17 protein-coding genes are annotated in these 15,127 nt (G+C 71.7%); 8 read left to right on the top strand and 9 right to left on the bottom strand.

The annotated features are described in order from the left end of the window. From ABT123_RS02770 to ABT123_RS02745, 6 genes are all read left to right on the top strand, one after another. Complete coding sequence (locus ABT123_RS02770) at window positions 1-312, top strand: urease subunit beta (RefSeq protein WP_351308743.1); 312 nt, start codon at window positions 1-3, stop codon at window positions 310-312. After that, window positions 305-2,026: an urease subunit alpha gene (locus ABT123_RS02765; RefSeq protein WP_351308740.1), complete on the top strand. Its 1,722-nt coding sequence runs from the start codon at window positions 305-307 to the stop codon at window positions 2,024-2,026. Before ABT123_RS02770 ends, ABT123_RS02765 begins: the two co-directional genes overlap by 8 nt. A 13-nt stretch (window positions 2,027-2,039) precedes the next feature. Further along, the gene (locus tag ABT123_RS02760; RefSeq protein ID WP_351308737.1) at window positions 2,040-2,714 is read left to right on the top strand and encodes an urease accessory protein UreF; all 675 of its coding nucleotides are present in this window, start codon (window positions 2,040-2,042) and stop codon (window positions 2,712-2,714) included. A gap of 45 nt (window positions 2,715-2,759) precedes the next feature. Next, window positions 2,760-3,446 (top strand): urease accessory protein UreG, encoded by a 687-nt coding sequence (gene ureG, locus ABT123_RS02755; RefSeq protein ID WP_351308734.1) that lies wholly within the window; start codon window positions 2,760-2,762, stop codon window positions 3,444-3,446. After that, window positions 3,443-4,234 (top strand): urease accessory protein UreD, encoded by a 792-nt coding sequence (locus ABT123_RS02750; protein ID WP_351308731.1) that lies wholly within the window; start codon window positions 3,443-3,445, stop codon window positions 4,232-4,234. Before ureG ends, ABT123_RS02750 begins: the two co-directional genes overlap by 4 nt. A 201-nt stretch (window positions 4,235-4,435) precedes the next feature. After that, complete coding sequence (locus ABT123_RS02745) at window positions 4,436-6,049, top strand: alpha/beta hydrolase (RefSeq protein WP_351309028.1); 1,614 nt, start codon at window positions 4,436-4,438, stop codon at window positions 6,047-6,049. A gap of 29 nt (window positions 6,050-6,078) precedes the next feature. Here the strand turns inward: ABT123_RS02745 and ABT123_RS02740 are convergent, their stop codons facing one another. From ABT123_RS02740 to ABT123_RS02710, 7 genes are all read right to left on the bottom strand, one after another. Next, window positions 6,079-6,789: a lysophospholipid acyltransferase family protein gene (locus tag ABT123_RS02740; RefSeq protein ID WP_351308728.1), complete on the bottom strand. Its 711-nt coding sequence runs from the start codon at window positions 6,787-6,789 to the stop codon at window positions 6,079-6,081. Between the two features lie 14 nt (window positions 6,790-6,803). Beyond that, on the bottom strand, window positions 6,804-7,271 hold the full coding sequence (locus tag ABT123_RS02735) for a DUF6328 family protein (protein WP_351308725.1): 468 nt from the start codon (window positions 7,269-7,271) through the stop codon (window positions 6,804-6,806). A gap of 118 nt (window positions 7,272-7,389) precedes the next feature. Beyond that, window positions 7,390-7,548 carry a hypothetical protein gene (locus ABT123_RS02730; RefSeq protein WP_351308722.1) on the bottom strand — a complete coding sequence of 53 codons (159 nt, stop codon included), beginning with the start codon at window positions 7,546-7,548 and terminating at the stop codon, window positions 7,390-7,392. Window positions 7,549-7,580: 32 nt separating this feature from the next. After that, the gene (locus ABT123_RS02725; RefSeq protein ID WP_351308719.1) at window positions 7,581-8,537 is read right to left on the bottom strand and encodes a cytochrome c oxidase assembly protein; all 957 of its coding nucleotides are present in this window, start codon (window positions 8,535-8,537) and stop codon (window positions 7,581-7,583) included. An 82-nt stretch (window positions 8,538-8,619) separates the two neighbouring features. Next, on the bottom strand, window positions 8,620-9,645 hold the full coding sequence (locus ABT123_RS02720; RefSeq protein ID WP_351308716.1) for a 6-phosphofructokinase: 1,026 nt from the start codon (window positions 9,643-9,645) through the stop codon (window positions 8,620-8,622). Between the two features lie 192 nt (window positions 9,646-9,837). Beyond that, complete coding sequence (locus ABT123_RS02715) at window positions 9,838-10,566, bottom strand: type 1 glutamine amidotransferase (RefSeq protein WP_351308713.1); 729 nt, start codon at window positions 10,564-10,566, stop codon at window positions 9,838-9,840. Between the two features lie 23 nt (window positions 10,567-10,589). Continuing rightward, a complete protein-coding gene (locus ABT123_RS02710; protein ID WP_351308710.1) occupies window positions 10,590-11,828 on the bottom strand; it encodes a MurT ligase domain-containing protein in 1,239 nt (412 codons plus the stop codon). Between the two features lie 124 nt (window positions 11,829-11,952). Here ABT123_RS02710 and def point away from each other — a divergent pair, with 124 nt between their 5' ends. Continuing rightward, entirely contained in the window at window positions 11,953-12,492 is a 540-nt protein-coding gene (gene def, locus ABT123_RS02705; RefSeq protein WP_351308707.1) for a peptide deformylase, read from the top strand. 135 nt (window positions 12,493-12,627) lie between these two features. Here def and ABT123_RS02700 read toward each other — a convergent pair whose 3' ends face one another. Further along, the gene (locus ABT123_RS02700) at window positions 12,628-13,275 is read right to left on the bottom strand and encodes a TetR/AcrR family transcriptional regulator (protein WP_351308704.1); all 648 of its coding nucleotides are present in this window, start codon (window positions 13,273-13,275) and stop codon (window positions 12,628-12,630) included. Between the two features lie 214 nt (window positions 13,276-13,489). On the opposite strand from ABT123_RS02700, the gene ABT123_RS02695 reads away from it, so the two are divergent. Beyond that, complete coding sequence (locus ABT123_RS02695; RefSeq protein ID WP_150211047.1) at window positions 13,490-14,719, top strand: acyl-CoA dehydrogenase family protein; 1,230 nt, start codon at window positions 13,490-13,492, stop codon at window positions 14,717-14,719. On the opposite strand, the gene ABT123_RS36700 is transcribed toward ABT123_RS02695, so the two are convergent. After that, on the bottom strand, window positions 14,699-14,983 hold the full coding sequence (locus tag ABT123_RS36700) for a hypothetical protein (protein WP_502970839.1): 285 nt from the start codon (window positions 14,981-14,983) through the stop codon (window positions 14,699-14,701). The two genes, ABT123_RS02695 and ABT123_RS36700, sit on opposite strands and share 21 nt — an antisense overlap. Window positions 14,984-15,127 lie beyond the last annotated feature (144 nt).

Below are 15,127 nucleotides of genomic sequence, written 5' to 3'. Positions count from 1 at the left end.
ATGATTCCCGGTGAGATCCAGTACGGGAACGGCCCGGTCGTCCTCAACGAAGGCCGCCCCGTCACCCGTCTGACCGTACTCAACGCCGCCGACCGGCCCGTCCAGGTCGGCTCCCACTACCACTTCGCCGAGGTCAACCCCGGCCTCGACTTCGACCGGTCCGCCGCACACGGCCTGCGCCTCAACATCGCCGCCGGCACCGCCGTCCGCTTCGAGCCCGGCATCCCGGTCGCCGTGGAACTCGTCCCGCTGGCCGGCCTGCGCACCGTACCGGGCCTGCGCGGGGAGACCGGAGGGCCGCTCGATGGCTGAGCTCTCCCGCCCGGCGTACGCCGATCTGTTCGGCCCCACGGTCGGAGACCGGATCCGGCTCGCCGACACCGACCTCCTCGTGGAGATCGAGCAGGACCTCTCCGGCGGCCCCGGCCGGGCCGGGGACGAGGCCGTGTTCGGCGGCGGCAAGGTGATCCGCGAGTCCATGGGCCAGGCCCGCACCACCCGCGCCGAGGGCGCCGCCGACACCGTGATCACCGGCGCCGTGGTGCTCGACCACTGGGGCATCGTCAAGGCCGACATCGCCCTGCGCGACGGCCGGATCGCCGGCATCGGCAAGGCCGGCAACCCGGAGACGATGGATGGGGTGGCGCCCGAGCTGGTGATCGGGCCGGAGACCGAAGTGATCTCCGGGAACGGGAAGATCCTCACCGCCGGGGCCATCGACGCCCATGTGCACTTCATCTCCCCGACCATCCTCGACGAGGCCCTCGCCTCCGGGATCACCACCCTGGTCGGCGGCGGAACCGGGCCCGCCGAGGGCACCAAGGCCACCACCATCACCCCCGGACCCTGGCACCTCGCCCGGATGTTCGCCGCCCTGGAGTCCCACCCCGTCAACATCGGCCTGCTCGGCAAGGGCAACACCACCTCCCGCAAGGCCATGTACTCCCAACTGCGCGGCGGAGCCCTCGGGTTCAAAATCCACGAGGACTGGGGGGCCACCCCCGCCGTCATCAGCGCCTGCCTGGACGTCTGCGAGCAGACCGGCGCCCAGCTCGCCGTCCACACCGACACCCTCAACGAGGCCGGATTCGTCGGCGACACCCTCGCGGCCATCGCCGGCCGCACCATCCACGCCTACCACACCGAAGGCGCGGGCGGCGGGCACGCACCCGATATCATCAGCGTGGTCTCCGAGCCGCACGTGCTGCCCAGCTCCACCAACCCCACCCGCCCGCACACCCTCAACACCGTCGAGGAACACCTCGACATGCTGATGGTCTGCCACCACCTCAACCCGGCCGTCCCCGAGGACCTCGCCTTCGCCGAGTCCCGGATCCGGCCCACCACCATCGCGGCCGAGGACATCCTGCACGACCTCGGCGCCATCTCGATCATCTCTTCCGACTCCCAGGCCATGGGCCGGGTGGGCGAGGTCATCCTGCGGACCTGGCAGACCGCCCACGTGATGAAGAAGCGGCGCGGCGCCCTGCCCGGCGACGGACCGGCCGACAACCACCGGGCCCGCCGCTACATCGCCAAGTACACGATCAACCCGGCCGTGGCCCAAGGCCTTTCCCGCGAGATCGGTTCCGTCGAAACCGGCAAACTCGCCGACCTCGTGCTGTGGGACCCCGCCTTCTTCGGCGTCAAACCCCAACTGGTCATCAAGGGCGGGCAGATCGCCTACGCGCAGATGGGCGACGCCAACGCCTCCATCCCCACCCCCCAACCCGTTCTGCCGCGGCCCATGTTCGGCAGCCACGGCCGGGCCCCCGCCCTCAACTCGGTCAACTTCACCGCCCAGTCCGCCCTCGACGACCACCTGCCCGAACGGCTCGGCCTGGGCAAGGAGTTCCTCGCCATCGACAGCACCCGCAAGGTGACCAAGGCCGACATGCGCAACAACGACGCCATGCCCCGGGTCGAGGTCGACGCCGACACCTTCACCGTGACCATCGACGGCGAAGCCGTGGAACCCGCCCCCGCCGCGGAACTTCCCATGGCCCAGCGCTACTTCCTCTTCTGATGGCAGGCCTACGATGAGCCGCGCAGCCCTCCTGGTGCTGGCCGACGGCCGCTTCCCGGCCGGCGGGCACGCCCACTCCGGCGGGGCCGAGGCCGCCGTCAAGGCCGGCCGGATCCACGACGCGGCCACCCTGGAGGAGTTCTGCCGGGGCCGGCTGCACACCGCCGGACTGGTTGCGGCGGCCCTTGCCGCAGCCGCCGCCCTCGGCCTGGACTCGGCCGGCCTCGACGCCGCCGCCGACGCCCGCACCCCCTCACCCGCGCTGCGCCTGGCCGCCCGCAAACTCGGCCGGCAGCTGCTGCGCGCCGCCCGGGCCACCTGGCCCGCCGCCGAACTGGATGCCCTGGCCGCCGCCTTCCCGCGCGGCGCCCACCAGCCCGTGGTCCTCGGCGTCACCGCCCGCGCGGCCGGTCTGGCCCCGCTCGACGCCGCCCACATCGCCGCGTACGAGGCCGTCGGCGGCCCGGCCACCGCCACCGTACGACTGCTGGGCCTGGACCCCTTCGAGGCCAGCGGGGTACTCGCCCGGCTCGCCCCCGACCTCGACACCGTCGCCGGCCGGGCAGCCGAGGCCGCCCACACGGCCCGCCGGGACGGCCCGCACACGCTGCCCGCGGCCTCCTCGCCCCTCCTCGACATCGCGGCAGAGGCCCATGCCAACTGGCCGGTACGCCTCTTCGCCTCCTGACCCACGCCACCCACGCCACCCCCGCACCCCCTTCAGGGAGTACGCATGCACCTCGACCACGCCGTGACCTTCCCGCACCGGCACACCCACAGCGCCGCACCCCTGCGGCCGGACGGATCCCGGCGCGCCCTGCGCATCGGACTCGGCGGACCCGTCGGCTCCGGCAAGACCGCCACCGTCGCCGCGCTCTGCCGGGAACTGCGCACCACCTACTCGATGGCCGTGGTCACCAACGACATCTACACCCGCGAGGACGCCGAGTTCCTGCTCCGCGAGGCCGTCCTGCCGCCCGAGCGGATCACCGCCGTGGAGACCGGCGCCTGCCCGCACACCGCCATCCGCGACGACATCTCCGCCAACCTGGAGGCCGTGGAGGAACTGGAGGAGTCCCTCGACCTGCTGGACCTGATCCTGGTGGAATCCGGCGGGGACAACCTCACCGCCACCTTCTCCCGCGGCCTGGTCGACGCCCAGATCTTCGTCATCGACGTGGCCGGCGGGGACGACATCCCCCGCAAGGGCGGCCCGGGCGTCACCACCGCCGACCTGCTGGTGGTCAACAAGACCGACCTCGCCCCCCACGTCGGCTCCGACCTGGACCGGATGGCCCGCGACGCCGCCGAACAGCGGGCCGGACTCCCCGTCACCTTCCAGTCCCTGCGCACCCCGGAAGGCATCGGCCCGGTGGCCGCCTGGGTCCGCGAGCAGGTCGCCGCCTGGGTGTCCCGGTGAGCACAGCGGCCCGGACCCCCCGCCAGCGCGGCGGCCGGGCGCTGCGCGCCACCGCCCGCCTCACGGCCCGGGCCGACGGCCGGGGCGGCACCGCCCTGCCGGTGCTGGCCGGGGAGGGGCCGCTGGCCCTGCGCCGCACCCGGGGGAACGGCACCGAAGCCGGGGTCACCCTGGTCGGCGCGATGAGCGCACCGCTCGGCGGGGACCACCTCACCCTGCGGGCCACCGCCGGGCCGGGCACCCGGCTGGCCGTCGGCTCGGCCGCCGCCACCCTCGCCCTGCCCGGCCCGGCCGGCGAACCCGCCCGGTACGACGTACACCTGACCCTGGACGGGGACGCCGCGGTGCGCTGGCTGCCCGAGCCGCTCGTCTCGGTGCGCGGCAGCGACCTGCGGGTGTCCACCCGGGCCGAACTCGCCCCGGGCGCCCGGCTGGTGCTCCGCGAGGAACAGATCCTGGGCCGCACCGGCGAGGCCCCCGGGCGGCTGCGCAGCCGGCTGACCGTGTTGTGCGACGGCCGCCCGCTGCTGGACCAGGAGACCGCCGGCGGGCCGGGCGCACCCGCCGGCTGGGACGGCCCCGCAGGCCTCGCCGGCCACCGCGCCCTGGGCCAACTCCTGGTCGTGGACCCGGCCTTCGAGACTGTTCCGGCCACGGCCCGGATGCTAGGGGAACTGGCCGCCGCCACCCCGCTCGCCGGGCCCGCCGTCCTGGTCACCGCACTTGCCCCGGACGGGCTCCGGCTGCGTGAACTCCTCGACGAGGCCTGCCGTCTGTACGCCTGGTAGCCCTACTCCGTTCAGCGGTACACCACTCTCCGGTTATCGGCTTGGCAAAGAACAAGGCCCAGCTCTGTTGCCACGACCTGCGCAGACGAAAGGATCCCCCTGACCGCGAACCGAGCCGCCCTGGGCGGCACCTGACGCAGGGGGAACAACCACGTGATACGCACCGCGGCGCTGGGGAGCGCCGCCACTCTCACCGCAGGCATGCTGGGCGCCGGCCTGCTGCTCGCCCCGCCCGCCGGCGCGGACAGCCGCTCCTACGCCGTTTCGGAAGCCGTGGGCGTGCAGATCGCCGCCGCCCGGGCGGAGCGCGCCGGCATCGACTGGAAGGACTGTCCGGCCGACTGGGGCCTGGAGAAGCCGATCCAGTGCGGCTGGGTGAAGGTCCCGCTCGACTACGCCAAGCCCTTCGGCCGGCAGATCGAGATCGCCGTCGACCGGATCGGCAACACCGGCACCAAGGAGGAGCGCCAGGGCGCGCTCGTCTACAACCCGGGCGGCCCCGGCGGCTCCGGTATGCGCTTCCCGCGCCGGGTCACGACCAAGAACCCGCTGTGGACCAACGCCTCCAAGGCCTACGACTTCGTCGGGTTCGACCCGCGCGGCGTCGGGCACTCCGCGCCGATCTCCTGCATCGACCCGCAGGAGTTCGTCAAGGCCCCCAAGGCCGACCCGGTTCCCGACAGCGAGGCCGACAAGCGCGCCCAGCGCAAGCTCGCCGCCGAGTACGCGGACGGCTGCAAGGAGCGCAGCGGCTGGATGCTGCCGCATATGACCACCGCGAACACCGCCCGCGACCTGGACGTGGTCCGGGCCGGCCTGGGCGAGAAGAAGCTCAACTTCCTCGGCGTCTCCTACGGCACCTACATCGGCGGGGTCTACGCGACCCTGTTCCCGGACCACGTCCGCCGCATGATCGTGGACAGCGTGGTCAACCCGTCGAAGGAGAAGATCTGGTACGAGGCCAACCTCGACCAGGACGTCGCCTTCCAGATGCGCTGGGACGACTGGAAGGCCTGGGTCGCCAAGAACGACGCCAGCTTCCACATCGGCGACACCCCGGAGAAGGTGGAGGCGAAGTGGCGTGAGCTGCGTGCCGCCGCCAAGGCGAACCCGATCGGCGGGAAGGTCGGACCGGCCGAGCTGATCGGCTTCTTCCAGGGCGCCCCGTACTACGACTCCTCCTGGGTGCCCGTCGCCCAGACCTGGAGCGACTACCTGGCCGGCGACACCCAGGCGCTGGTCGACGCGGCAGCCCCGGACATGACCGACACCGTGGGCAACGCGGCCTCGGAGAACGGCAACGCCGTCTACACGGCCGTGGAGTGCACCGACGCCAAGTGGCCGACCAGCTGGAAGAAGTGGGACCGGGACAACACCCGGCTGCACCAGGAATACCCCTTCCTGACCTGGTCCAACGCCTGGATGAACTACCCGTGCGCGGTGTGGAAGTCCAAGCAGCACAAGCCGGTCGAGGTGGGTGCCGAGCGCGGGCTGCCGCCGGTGCTGATCGTCCAGGCCGAGCGGGACGCGGCCACCCCCTACGAGGGTGCGAAGGAGCTCCAGCGCCGGCTGGCCGGTTCTCGCCTGATCACCGAGGAGGGCGCGGGCTCGCACGGGGTCACCGGTCTGAAGAACCCCTGTGTCAACGACCGGGTGGACCGCTACCTGCTGACCGGCAAGGTCGACGCCTATGACGTGACCTGCGCCCCGCACGCCGGCCCCGTGGCGCCGGCTCCGGCCGCCGCCAAGGCCAAGGGTGCGGTGCCGGCGCCGTCGGCGCTGCCGCAGCTCGAGGACCTGCCGGCCGTCCGGTAACCCTTCAGGTTCCGCAAGCGGGAGAAGGCCTAGCGCGAGGTGCGCCGGGCCTTCTTCCGTGCCGCCTCCGCCTCGGCCTTGACCTCGCCGGCGTACCGGTCGACGTATTCCTGGCCGGACAGAGCGTGGATCTTGTACATGATCTCGTCGGTGACGGCCCGCAGTACGGCCTTCTCGCCCTCCAGGCCGGCGTACCGGGAGAAGTCCAGCGGCCGGCCGAACCGGATGGTGACCCGGCGGATCTTGGGGACCACCTGTCCGGGCGGCTGGATCTCGAAGGTGCCCACCATCGCGCACGGGATCACCGGCACCCCGGCGCCCAGCGCCATCGCGGCCACCCCCACCTTGCCCTTGTACAGCCGCCCGTCGTGGGAACGGGTGCCCTCCGGGTAGATCCCGAGCAGCTCGCCCCGGGCCAGCACCCCCAGTCCCTCGCGGATCGCGGCCCGGCCGGCCTCCTTGCCGGAGCGGTCCACCGGGATCTGCCCGGCGCTGCGGAAGAAGGCGGCGGTCAGCCGCCCCTTCGGGCCCTTGCCGGTGAAGTACTCCGCCTTCGCCAGGAAAGTGATCCTCCGCTTGAGGATCGCGGGCATCAGGAAATGGTCGGAGAACGACAGGTGGTTCCCGGCGACGATGGCCGCGCCGTCCGCCGGAATGTTCTCCAGCCCCTCGATCCGGGGCCGGAACAGCAGCCGTAGCAGTGGGCCGAGCAGGACATGCTTGAGCACGTGGTAGAACACCGGGCTTTTCCCTTCTACCGGGCAGGAAAATCAGTGTGACGGACCCGGTGCCAGATGGGCATGGCGAACCAGAATCCGCCCAGCCAGACCAGGATGAAGCCGGCGAGAACTCCGGCGAGGGACAGTCCCACGACCAGGTTGAGGACGAGCAGGACGGCCGCCGACAGGGCCAGCATCAGCAGCAACACCCCCCACAGGGCGAGCCGCCCGGCGATCCGCACCAGACATTCCTTGTCCATGGACTCGCACAGCCGGTGCAGCGGGGTCGGGGCCGTCAGCAGTCCGACCGAGCCGAAGGCCAGCACCAGCGAGGTGACGTAGATGGTGCGGTCGGCGGTCTGGAACGAGGCGAACCGCGGCGTCACCGCCACCGCCATCAGGAAGCCGAGCAGGAACTGCACCGCTGTCTGGGCGATGCGGACCTCCTGCAGGATCTCCGCGTAGGCCTGGCAGGCCCGACTGTCGTCATCGCCGTTGGCCATGATTCCTCCAGGCACGCACCGGGGTCGTCACACGGACTTCGTGTTACCCCTAGTACGGATGGCGTTGCCTGGAGTTCATCCGTCCGCCAACGGGAATCGGCCAATTGTGCGAGACGGGTCAGCCGCTGCGGGAGGCTGCCATGCCGGCCGTGAGCAGTCCCAGGACCACCCAGCCGAACCACAGCCAGCCGTTGCTGCCCAGCGCCACCGAATACGCGGCGACGGCCACCAGAGCGGCGAAGGTCACCACGGCCATCGCCTTAACGGATCCGGTCATGCCCCATGGTGGCGCCTGGAGGCGGTCCTCCGCTACTGGCCACGCGCTTGGAGCGAGGCCAGATACGCGTTGTAGGCCTCGAGCTCCTTGTCGCCGTCCCGGTCCGCCGCCCGGTCGGCGCGCTTCGCGGCCCGCTGCTCCGAGTGGTACCACTGGTAGACCAGGGCGATCAGCACCAGCACCGAGGGGATCTCGCTGAACGCCCAGGCGATGCCGCCGGCCCACTGCTGGTCGTCGAGGGCGTCGATGCCGAGCGAGGCCGGCGGATGGGCGTACGTACCGATCATCGGCTCGCTGGCCATCATCAGGGCGATGCCGAAGAAGGCGTGGAAGGGCATCCCCGCGAAGAGCTCCAGCATCCGCATCACATAGCCGGGGCGGTGCGGGCCCGGGTCCACGCCCATGATCGGCCAGAAGAAGACCAGGCCGACGGCGAGGAAGTGCAGCATCATCGCGATGTGGCCCGTCCGGCTGCCCATGAGGAAGTCGAAGAGCGGGGTGAAGTACAGGGCGTAGAGGCTGGCGATGAACATCGGGATGGTGAACGCCGGGTGGGTGACGATCCGCATGTACCGGCTGTGCAGCAGCGCCAGCAGCAGCTCGCGGGGTCCCTTGTGGCCGCGGGGGGCCGGCGGCAGCGCCCGCAGGGCGAGGGTCATGGGGGCGCCGAGCAGCAGCAGGATCGGCGAGATCATGCTGATGATCATGTGCTGGACCATGTGCACGCTGAACATGACCATGCCGTAGTCGTTCAGCCGGGTGCACATCACCAGCGCGATGCTCAGGACGCCTGCGGTGAACGCGATGGTCCGCCCCACCGACCAGGCGTCGCCCCGGCGGCGCAGCCGGAAGACCCCCCAGCCGTAGAGCGCGAGCACCGCCAGGCAGCCGAACAGGAAGAAGGCGTCGAAGGAGAACTCCAGCCCGCGCCCGAGAGTGAACGGCGGCAGGTCCATCTCCATGTCCATGCCGTGCCCGCTGTGGTCCATCTGTTCACTCCCTTGACTGTGGCGCCCCACCACAGTAGTGCCGCCCCCGGCCGCACCTGCGGCCGGGGGCGGCATCGGGACATCAGAGGACGTTCTGGGCCTCGGCGTACCGCTCGGCCGGCACCGTCTTCAGGGTCTGGACCGCCTCACCGAGCGGCACCATCACGATGTCCGTGCCGCGCAGGGCGGTCAGCATGCCGAACTCGCCCCGGTGTGCGGCCTCCACCGCGTGCCAGCCGAACCGGGTGGCGAGCACCCGGTCGTAGGCGGTGGGGGTGCCGCCGCGCTGGACGTGGCCCAGGATGACCGGACGGGCCTCCTTGCCGAGCCGGGCCTCCAGCTCGACCGCCAGCCGGTTGCCGATGCCGGCGAACCGCTCGTGGCCGTAGATGTCCTTGCCGCCGTCCTCGAACTCCATCGAGCCCTCGCGCGGCTTGGCACCCTCGGCGACCACCACGATGGCGAAGCGCTTGCCGGCCGAGAAGCGCTCGCCGACGATCCGGGTCAGCTCCTCGATGTCGAAGGGGCGCTCGGGCACGACGATGGCGTGCGCGCCGGCGGCCATGCCGGAGTGCAGGGCGATCCAGCCGGTGTGCCGGCCCATCACCTCGACCACCATCACCCGCTGGTGCGATTCGGCGGTGGTCTTCAGCCGGTCCAGGGCCTCGGTGGCCACGCCCACGGCCGTGTCGAAACCGAAGGTGACATCGGTGGAGGCGATGTCGTTGTCGATGGTCTTCGGGACGCCGACGATCGGCAGCCCGCCCTGGGAGAGCAGGTGGGCGGCCTTCAGGGTGCCCTCGCCGCCGATCGGGATGATGGCGTCCAGGCCCAGGTCGGCGACATGTCCGCGGGCCCGCTCGACCCCGTCCCGCAGATGGGCGGGCTGCACCCGGGAGGAGCCGAGGATGGTGCCGCCCGCGGCCAGGATGCCGGAGACGGAGTCCAGGTCCAGCTTGCGGTAGTCGGCCTCCAGCAGGCCCTTCCAGCCGTCGTGGAAGCCGATGACCTCGTCGCCGTGGTCGACGACGGCGCGGTGCACGACGGAACGGATGACGGCGTTGAGGCCGGGGCAGTCGCCTCCGGAAGTGAGCACACCAATGCGCATGGCAGGAAGAACCTCTGCAACGTGGGCCGACGACCGGACCACGTCGTCCGGTTGGAACTACCTGTCACCCTACAAGCGGATGGGCGGTGGGCTGAACCATCGTCCACAGGCCGGTCGTATCCGTCGTACGAAATGACACCGGCCCGGCCCCCACAGGGGACCGGGCCGGTGCTCAGACGCGCTGGGTCACGCTCAGGCGGGCTGGGTGGCAGCCGCAATACGCTCGGCGCGCAGCGCCTCGTACCACCGGTCGTCGATCGGCGGCAGCGCGTTCACATCGAGGGCCAGCTTCAGCAGCAGGTCCGCGATCTGCGGGTTGCGGGCCATCACCGGGCCGTGCATGTAGGTGCCGAACACGGTGTCGTTGTACGCGCCTTCGGTGCCGTCCCCGGTGCCGTTGCCGCGGCCCAGCCGGGTCCGGGCGAAGGGCCGTGCGGTCGGGCCCAGGTGCGTCACGCCCTGGTGGTTCTCGAACCCGGTCAGCTGGGGCAGGTTCAGGCGCGGGTCGATGTCGGCGAGGACGTCGCCGACGCACCGCTCGCCCTCGCCGCGCACGGTCACCACGTCCAGCAGGCCGAGGCCCGCCTGGCGCTCGCCCATGTCGTTGACGAACTCCTGGCCGAGGATCTGGTACCCGGCGCAGACCGAGAAGACGATCGCCCCGTTCGACACGGCGCGCTCCAGGCCGCCGTCCCGCAGCAGCCGCTCCGCGGCCAGCCGCTGCGGCCGGTCCTCGCCGCCGCCGATCAGGTAGATGTCCCCGGAGGTGGGGATCGGCTGGTCGCTGCGGACGTCCAGGCGCTGGACGTCCAGGCCGCGCTGGCGGGCCCGGCGCTCCACGACCAGGGCGTTGCCCTGGTCTCCGTACGTGCTCAGCAGGTCCGGGTAGACCCACACCAGACGCAGGCTGTTGTCGCTCATGCTGTTGTCCTTATGGATGGGTACTAGTTGCCGACGCGGCGGCGCACGTCCTGGAAGGCGGTGTAGTTGGCGATCAGCTCGATCTGCCCGGGCGGCGCCAGCTGCACGGCCTCGTCGAGGGTCTCGCAGACCCGGAAGTCCAGGCCGGCGACCTCCAGGCGGACCGCCAGGTCCAGCTTGCGGTCACCGATCACAAAGATCGGGTGCCCGGCCAGCCGCGGGTAGTCCACGTCCCACAGCCAGGAGGTGTCGGTGCCGTCGGCGCCGCGCGCGTTGACCGAGAGGATCACCGGCGTGGGCGGCGGATCGATCAGGGAAAACGTTTCGAGCCAGCCCGCCGGGTTCTTCGCGAGCAGCAGCCGCAGCTGCCGGTTCTGGAAGGTCACCACGTCGTACCGGCCGGCCACCGCCTGCACCTGGTACATGCGCTCCAGCGCGACCTGCGGCGGCACACCGAACACGGCGGCCACGGCCGCCGAGGTCGCGGCGTTCGCCTTGTTGGCGCGGCCGGGCAGCTGGAGGTGGATCGGCCAGGCGCTGCCGTGCGGGTCGAGCACATGGTCGCCGGAGAGCGCCCAGCTCGGCATGGGGCGGCGGAAGCCGCACTCGCCGCAGAACCAGTCGTCGCCCGGGCGCTGCATCACACCGCCGCAGGAGGGGCACGACCAGGCGTCGTCCTTCCACTCCTGGCCGGCGGCCACCCACACCACGTTCTGCGAGGACGAGGCCGCCCACACGATCAGCGGGTCGTCGCAGTTCGCGACGATGACCGCCTTGGAGCCGGACAGGCCCTCCCGCCACTTCTCGGCGAGCATCCGGGTCTCGGCCGCGCGGTCCAGCTGGTCGCGGGAGAGATTCAGCAGCGCGATCGCCTTCGGCGTGACATCGCGGGCCACCCCGGCCAGGTACTTCTCGTCCACCTCGATGACGCCGTACTTGGCGTCGCTGCCGCCCGCCAGGGCGGAGGTGATGCCCGCGGGCATGTTCGCGCCGAGCGCGTTGGAGACGACCGGGCCGCTGGCCCGCAGGGCCTCCGCGATCAGCCGGGTCGTCGTGGTCTTGCCGTTCGTCGCCGACACGAGGACGACATCGAGGTGCTGCGCCAGCGCGCCCAGAAGATCGGGGTCGAGCTTGAGTGCGACCTTGCCCCCGATCACCGATCCGCTTCCGCGCCCCGCGGCCCGCGACACCGCCGCCGCGGCCTTGCCCGCCGTCACGGCCAGCTTGGCCCGCGGCGAAAGCGGCTCTGTGTTGCCTGCCATCGTCCCAGTTCCTCCTTGCGTCGGTCCGGCCCCAGCCTATCCAGAACCGGCCGGAGCCCTGACCGCGGCGCCGCTGTGACGTCGCGGATCTCCTCATATATTCGCCCGACGTACCCTTACCGCCATGCGACAGCGCCCCATTCCCGGTACGTCCGGCCTCGTCCGCACCATGAGCCTGCTCGGCGATCCGGTGCTCCACTCGGCGTGCGCCGAGGTCACCGAATTCGGGCCGGAGCTCGACCGGCTGATCGAGGACATGTTCGCGACGATGTACGCGGCGCAGGGCGTCGGGCTGGCCGCCAACCAGATCGGGGTGGCCCGGCGGGTGTTCGTGTACGACTGCCCCGACGACGAGGACGAACGTCACATCGGGCACATCGTCAATCCGCGGTTGGTGGAGGCGGACGGGGTGGAGCTCCGGGGGCCGGAGGGGTGCCTGTCCCTGCCGGGGCTGGAGGCGGGGACGGTGCGGTTCGACCGGGCCGTGGTCGAGGGGGTCACCGCGGACGGGCGGCCCGTACGGGTGGAGGGTACGGGGTTCTTCGGGCGGTGCCTGCAGCACGAGTGCGATCACCTGGACGGTGTGGTGTACCGGGACCGGGTGGCGGGCCTTCGGCGGCGGCGCCTGGAGCGGGCCATCCGCCGGGCGCCCTGGTCCGGCTGACCGGACCCGCTGCGCGGGGCCATTCCCCCACCCCGCCCCTCCCCGCAGTACCTGATATGCGGCTCCGCCGCGTGGGGGGCTTCGCCCCGGACCCCGGGCGGGGGCTGCGCCGTCCCTGGGCCCCGCCCCGCGGGGTCAGAAGCCGGGGCCGTCCGTGCGGTTGCCGGCTGTGGACAGGCGGCCCCAGAGGAGGTCCGTCAGGCCGATGACCAGGGTTTCGCGGGGGCAGGGGCGTTCGCCTAGCCACCAGTCGCCGGCCGCGTGCATCATGCCGACGATGCCGTGGCCCCAGATCCGGGCCAGCTGTTCGCCGCCGGGGCCCAGGTCCACCCGCTCCTCGATCACCTTGGCGAGCTCCTCGCCGAGCCGGCGCAGCAGCGGGGCCGAGTGCAGGCCCACGTCGAAGCCGCGCTCGGCGGTGTGCGAGTCCTCGGCCGGGTGCATCAGGAAGCGGTACACCTGCGGCCGTGCCTCGATCGCGGCGAGGTACGTGTCGAGGGTGGCCTCCACCCGGCTGCGCCGCTCGGCCGGCGCGTCCAGCGCGGCCCGCAGCGAGTCCAGCAGGGCGTCCGTGTGGCGCGTGGCGAGGGCCTGGTAGAGGCCCGCCTTGTCGCCGAAGTGCCGGTAGAGGATCGGCTTGGTGATGCCGGCCTCGGCCGCGATGGCGTTCATGGAAGCCTTCGGGCCGTCGCGCAGCACGACCCGGTCGGCCGCTTCGAGCAGCTCGCGCCGGCGGCGTTCGGCCGCCCCCGGCTGCCGGTCGGCCTGCTGCGTGGTCTCCATGACGTGTTCTCTCCCCGCCCTTGCGATGTGCGTGACGCCCACGCAACGTAACACTCTGCGACCCCGCAGCAGCTCGCGGAGCGGATGGGAGGCCGTCGACCTGTCGTTGGTGCTGTCGTTGTTGACAGTGGCTACTCGTGAGTAACACACTGGGGCCGCTGCGGTGGTTACCGCAGGTAACGCACGTGTTGTAGCAAGCATAGCTGGAGGGGACATGGCGGAGTTCACCATGGAGCTGAACGAGGACCAGAAGCAGGTCCAGGAGTGGATTCACGGCTTCGCCGCCGATGTCATCCGCCCGGCTGCCGCGGAGTGGGACGAGCGCGAGGAGACGCCCTGGCCGGTCATCCAGGAGGCCGCCAAGGTCGGCATCTACTCCCTCGATTTCTACGCGCAGCAGTTCTTCGACCCCACCGGCCTCGGCATCCCGATGGCCATGGAAGAGCTGTTCTGGGGTGACGCCGGCATCGCCCTGTCGATCGTCGGCACCGGCCTGGCGGCCATCGGCGTCGTCGCCAACGGCACCGAGGAGCAGATCGGCACCTGGATCCCGCAGATGTACGGGACCCCCGACGACGTCAAGGTCGCCGCCTTCTGCTCCTCCGAGCCGGACGCGGGATCGGACGTCGGGTCCATGCGGACCCGCGCCGTCTACGACCAGGCCAAGGACGAGTGGGTGCTCAACGGCACCAAGACCTGGGCGACCAACGGCGGTATCGCCAACGTCCACATCGTCGTGGCCGTCGTCGACCCGGAGCTGGGGACGAAGGGGCACGCCTCCTTCATCGTGCCGCCGAACACCCCCGGCCTGTCCCAGGGCCAGAAGTTCCAGAAGCACGGCATCCGCGCCTCGCACACCGCCGAGGTGGTGCTGGAGGACGTCCGGGTGCCCGGCTCCTGCCTGCTCGGCGGCAAGGAGAAGCTGGACGAGCGGCTCGCCCGGGCCCGTGAGCGGGCCGCGCAGGGCGGCGGCGAGAGGGTGAAGAACGCCGCCATGGCCACCTTCGAGGCCTCCCGCCCCGCGGTCGGCGCCATGGCGGTGGGCACCGCCCGCGCCGCGTACGAGGTGGCCCTGGACTACGCCAAGACCCGCACCCAGTTCGGCCGCCCCATCATCGACAACCAGGGCGTGGCCTTCCAGCTGGCCGACATGCGGACCCAGATCGACGCGGCCCGGCTGCTGGTGTGGCGGGCCTCCTGGATGGCCGTCGCGGGCAAGCCGTTCACCTCGGCGGAGGGCTCCATGTCGAAGCTGTTCGCGAGCGAGATGGCCAAGAAGGTCACCGCGCAGGCCGTGCAGATCCTCGGCGGCAACGGCTTCACCCGGGAGTACCCGGTGGAGCGGATGCACCGGGACAGCGCGATCTACACGATCTTCGAGGGGACCAGCGAGATCCAGCGCCTGGTGATCGCCCGCACCCTGTCAGGCATGCCGATCCGCTAGCAGCCGGTCCAGGGCGCGGGAGAAGAGGAGGTGCCCCACCGCCGCCACGGTGGGGTCCAGGAAGCGGGGGAGGCCCGTCAGGCGGAGGTCCTCCCGCCACCGGATCTCGCTGCCCCCGGCCGGCAGTGCGGCGATCTCGATCTCCGCCCAGCCGCGGACCGCCCGGCCGCGTTTCTCCAGCCGGACCAGAGCCGTCCTCCGGTCCGGTGCCGGGGGCTGCCAGCGGACGATTTCCATCCGGTCGTCGAGTGTGAGCCTTCCCACCCCGGTGCGCGCCGTGAAGCGGGTTCCGACCCCGGTGGGCGGCGCCGTATCGACAACGGTTTTCGTCAGGGGGACCTGTGCGCCGTGCCGTTCCCAGTCCGTGAGGCGCCTGAAGGCCTCGGCCGGCGGGAGCGCACTGCGTCG

The organism is Streptomyces sp. NPDC002054 (genome assembly GCF_040296685.1).
Classification (GTDB): Bacteria; Actinomycetota; Actinomycetes; order Streptomycetales; family Streptomycetaceae; genus Streptomyces.
The sequence above is the reverse complement of the archived record's forward strand: the minus strand, read 5'-3'. Positions and strand labels throughout refer to the sequence as shown.

What these genes read in the sequence shown, in the direction of transcription:
- ABT123_RS02760 (WP_351308737.1), top strand. Translation starts at nt 2,040, where the DNA reads ATGAGCCGCGCAGCCCTCCTGGTGCTGGCCGACGGCCGCTTCCCGGCC.
- ABT123_RS02725 (WP_351308719.1), bottom strand. Translation starts at nt 8,537, where the DNA reads ATGGACCACAGCGGGCACGGCATGGACATGGAGATGGACCTGCCGCCG.
- ABT123_RS02700 (WP_351308704.1), bottom strand. Translation starts at nt 13,275, where the DNA reads ATGGAGACCACGCAGCAGGCCGACCGGCAGCCGGGGGCGGCCGAACGC.
- ABT123_RS02695 (WP_150211047.1), top strand. Translation starts at nt 13,490, where the DNA reads ATGGCGGAGTTCACCATGGAGCTGAACGAGGACCAGAAGCAGGTCCAG.
- ABT123_RS02770 (WP_351308743.1), top strand. Translation starts at nt 1, where the DNA reads ATGATTCCCGGTGAGATCCAGTACGGGAACGGCCCGGTCGTCCTCAAC.
- ABT123_RS02715 (WP_351308713.1), bottom strand. Translation starts at nt 10,566, where the DNA reads ATGAGCGACAACAGCCTGCGTCTGGTGTGGGTCTACCCGGACCTGCTG.
- ureG (WP_351308734.1), top strand. Translation starts at nt 2,760, where the DNA reads ATGCACCTCGACCACGCCGTGACCTTCCCGCACCGGCACACCCACAGC.
- ABT123_RS02720 (WP_351308716.1), bottom strand. Translation starts at nt 9,645, where the DNA reads ATGCGCATTGGTGTGCTCACTTCCGGAGGCGACTGCCCCGGCCTCAAC.
- def (WP_351308707.1), top strand. Translation starts at nt 11,953, where the DNA reads ATGCGACAGCGCCCCATTCCCGGTACGTCCGGCCTCGTCCGCACCATG.
- ABT123_RS02765 (WP_351308740.1), top strand. Translation starts at nt 305, where the DNA reads ATGGCTGAGCTCTCCCGCCCGGCGTACGCCGATCTGTTCGGCCCCACG.
- ABT123_RS02735 (WP_351308725.1), bottom strand. Translation starts at nt 7,271, where the DNA reads ATGGCCAACGGCGATGACGACAGTCGGGCCTGCCAGGCCTACGCGGAG.
- ABT123_RS02710 (WP_351308710.1), bottom strand. Translation starts at nt 11,828, where the DNA reads ATGGCAGGCAACACAGAGCCGCTTTCGCCGCGGGCCAAGCTGGCCGTG.
- ABT123_RS02730 (WP_351308722.1), bottom strand. Translation starts at nt 7,548, where the DNA reads ATGACCGGATCCGTTAAGGCGATGGCCGTGGTGACCTTCGCCGCTCTG.
- ABT123_RS02745 (WP_351309028.1), top strand. Translation starts at nt 4,436, where the DNA reads ATGCTGGGCGCCGGCCTGCTGCTCGCCCCGCCCGCCGGCGCGGACAGC.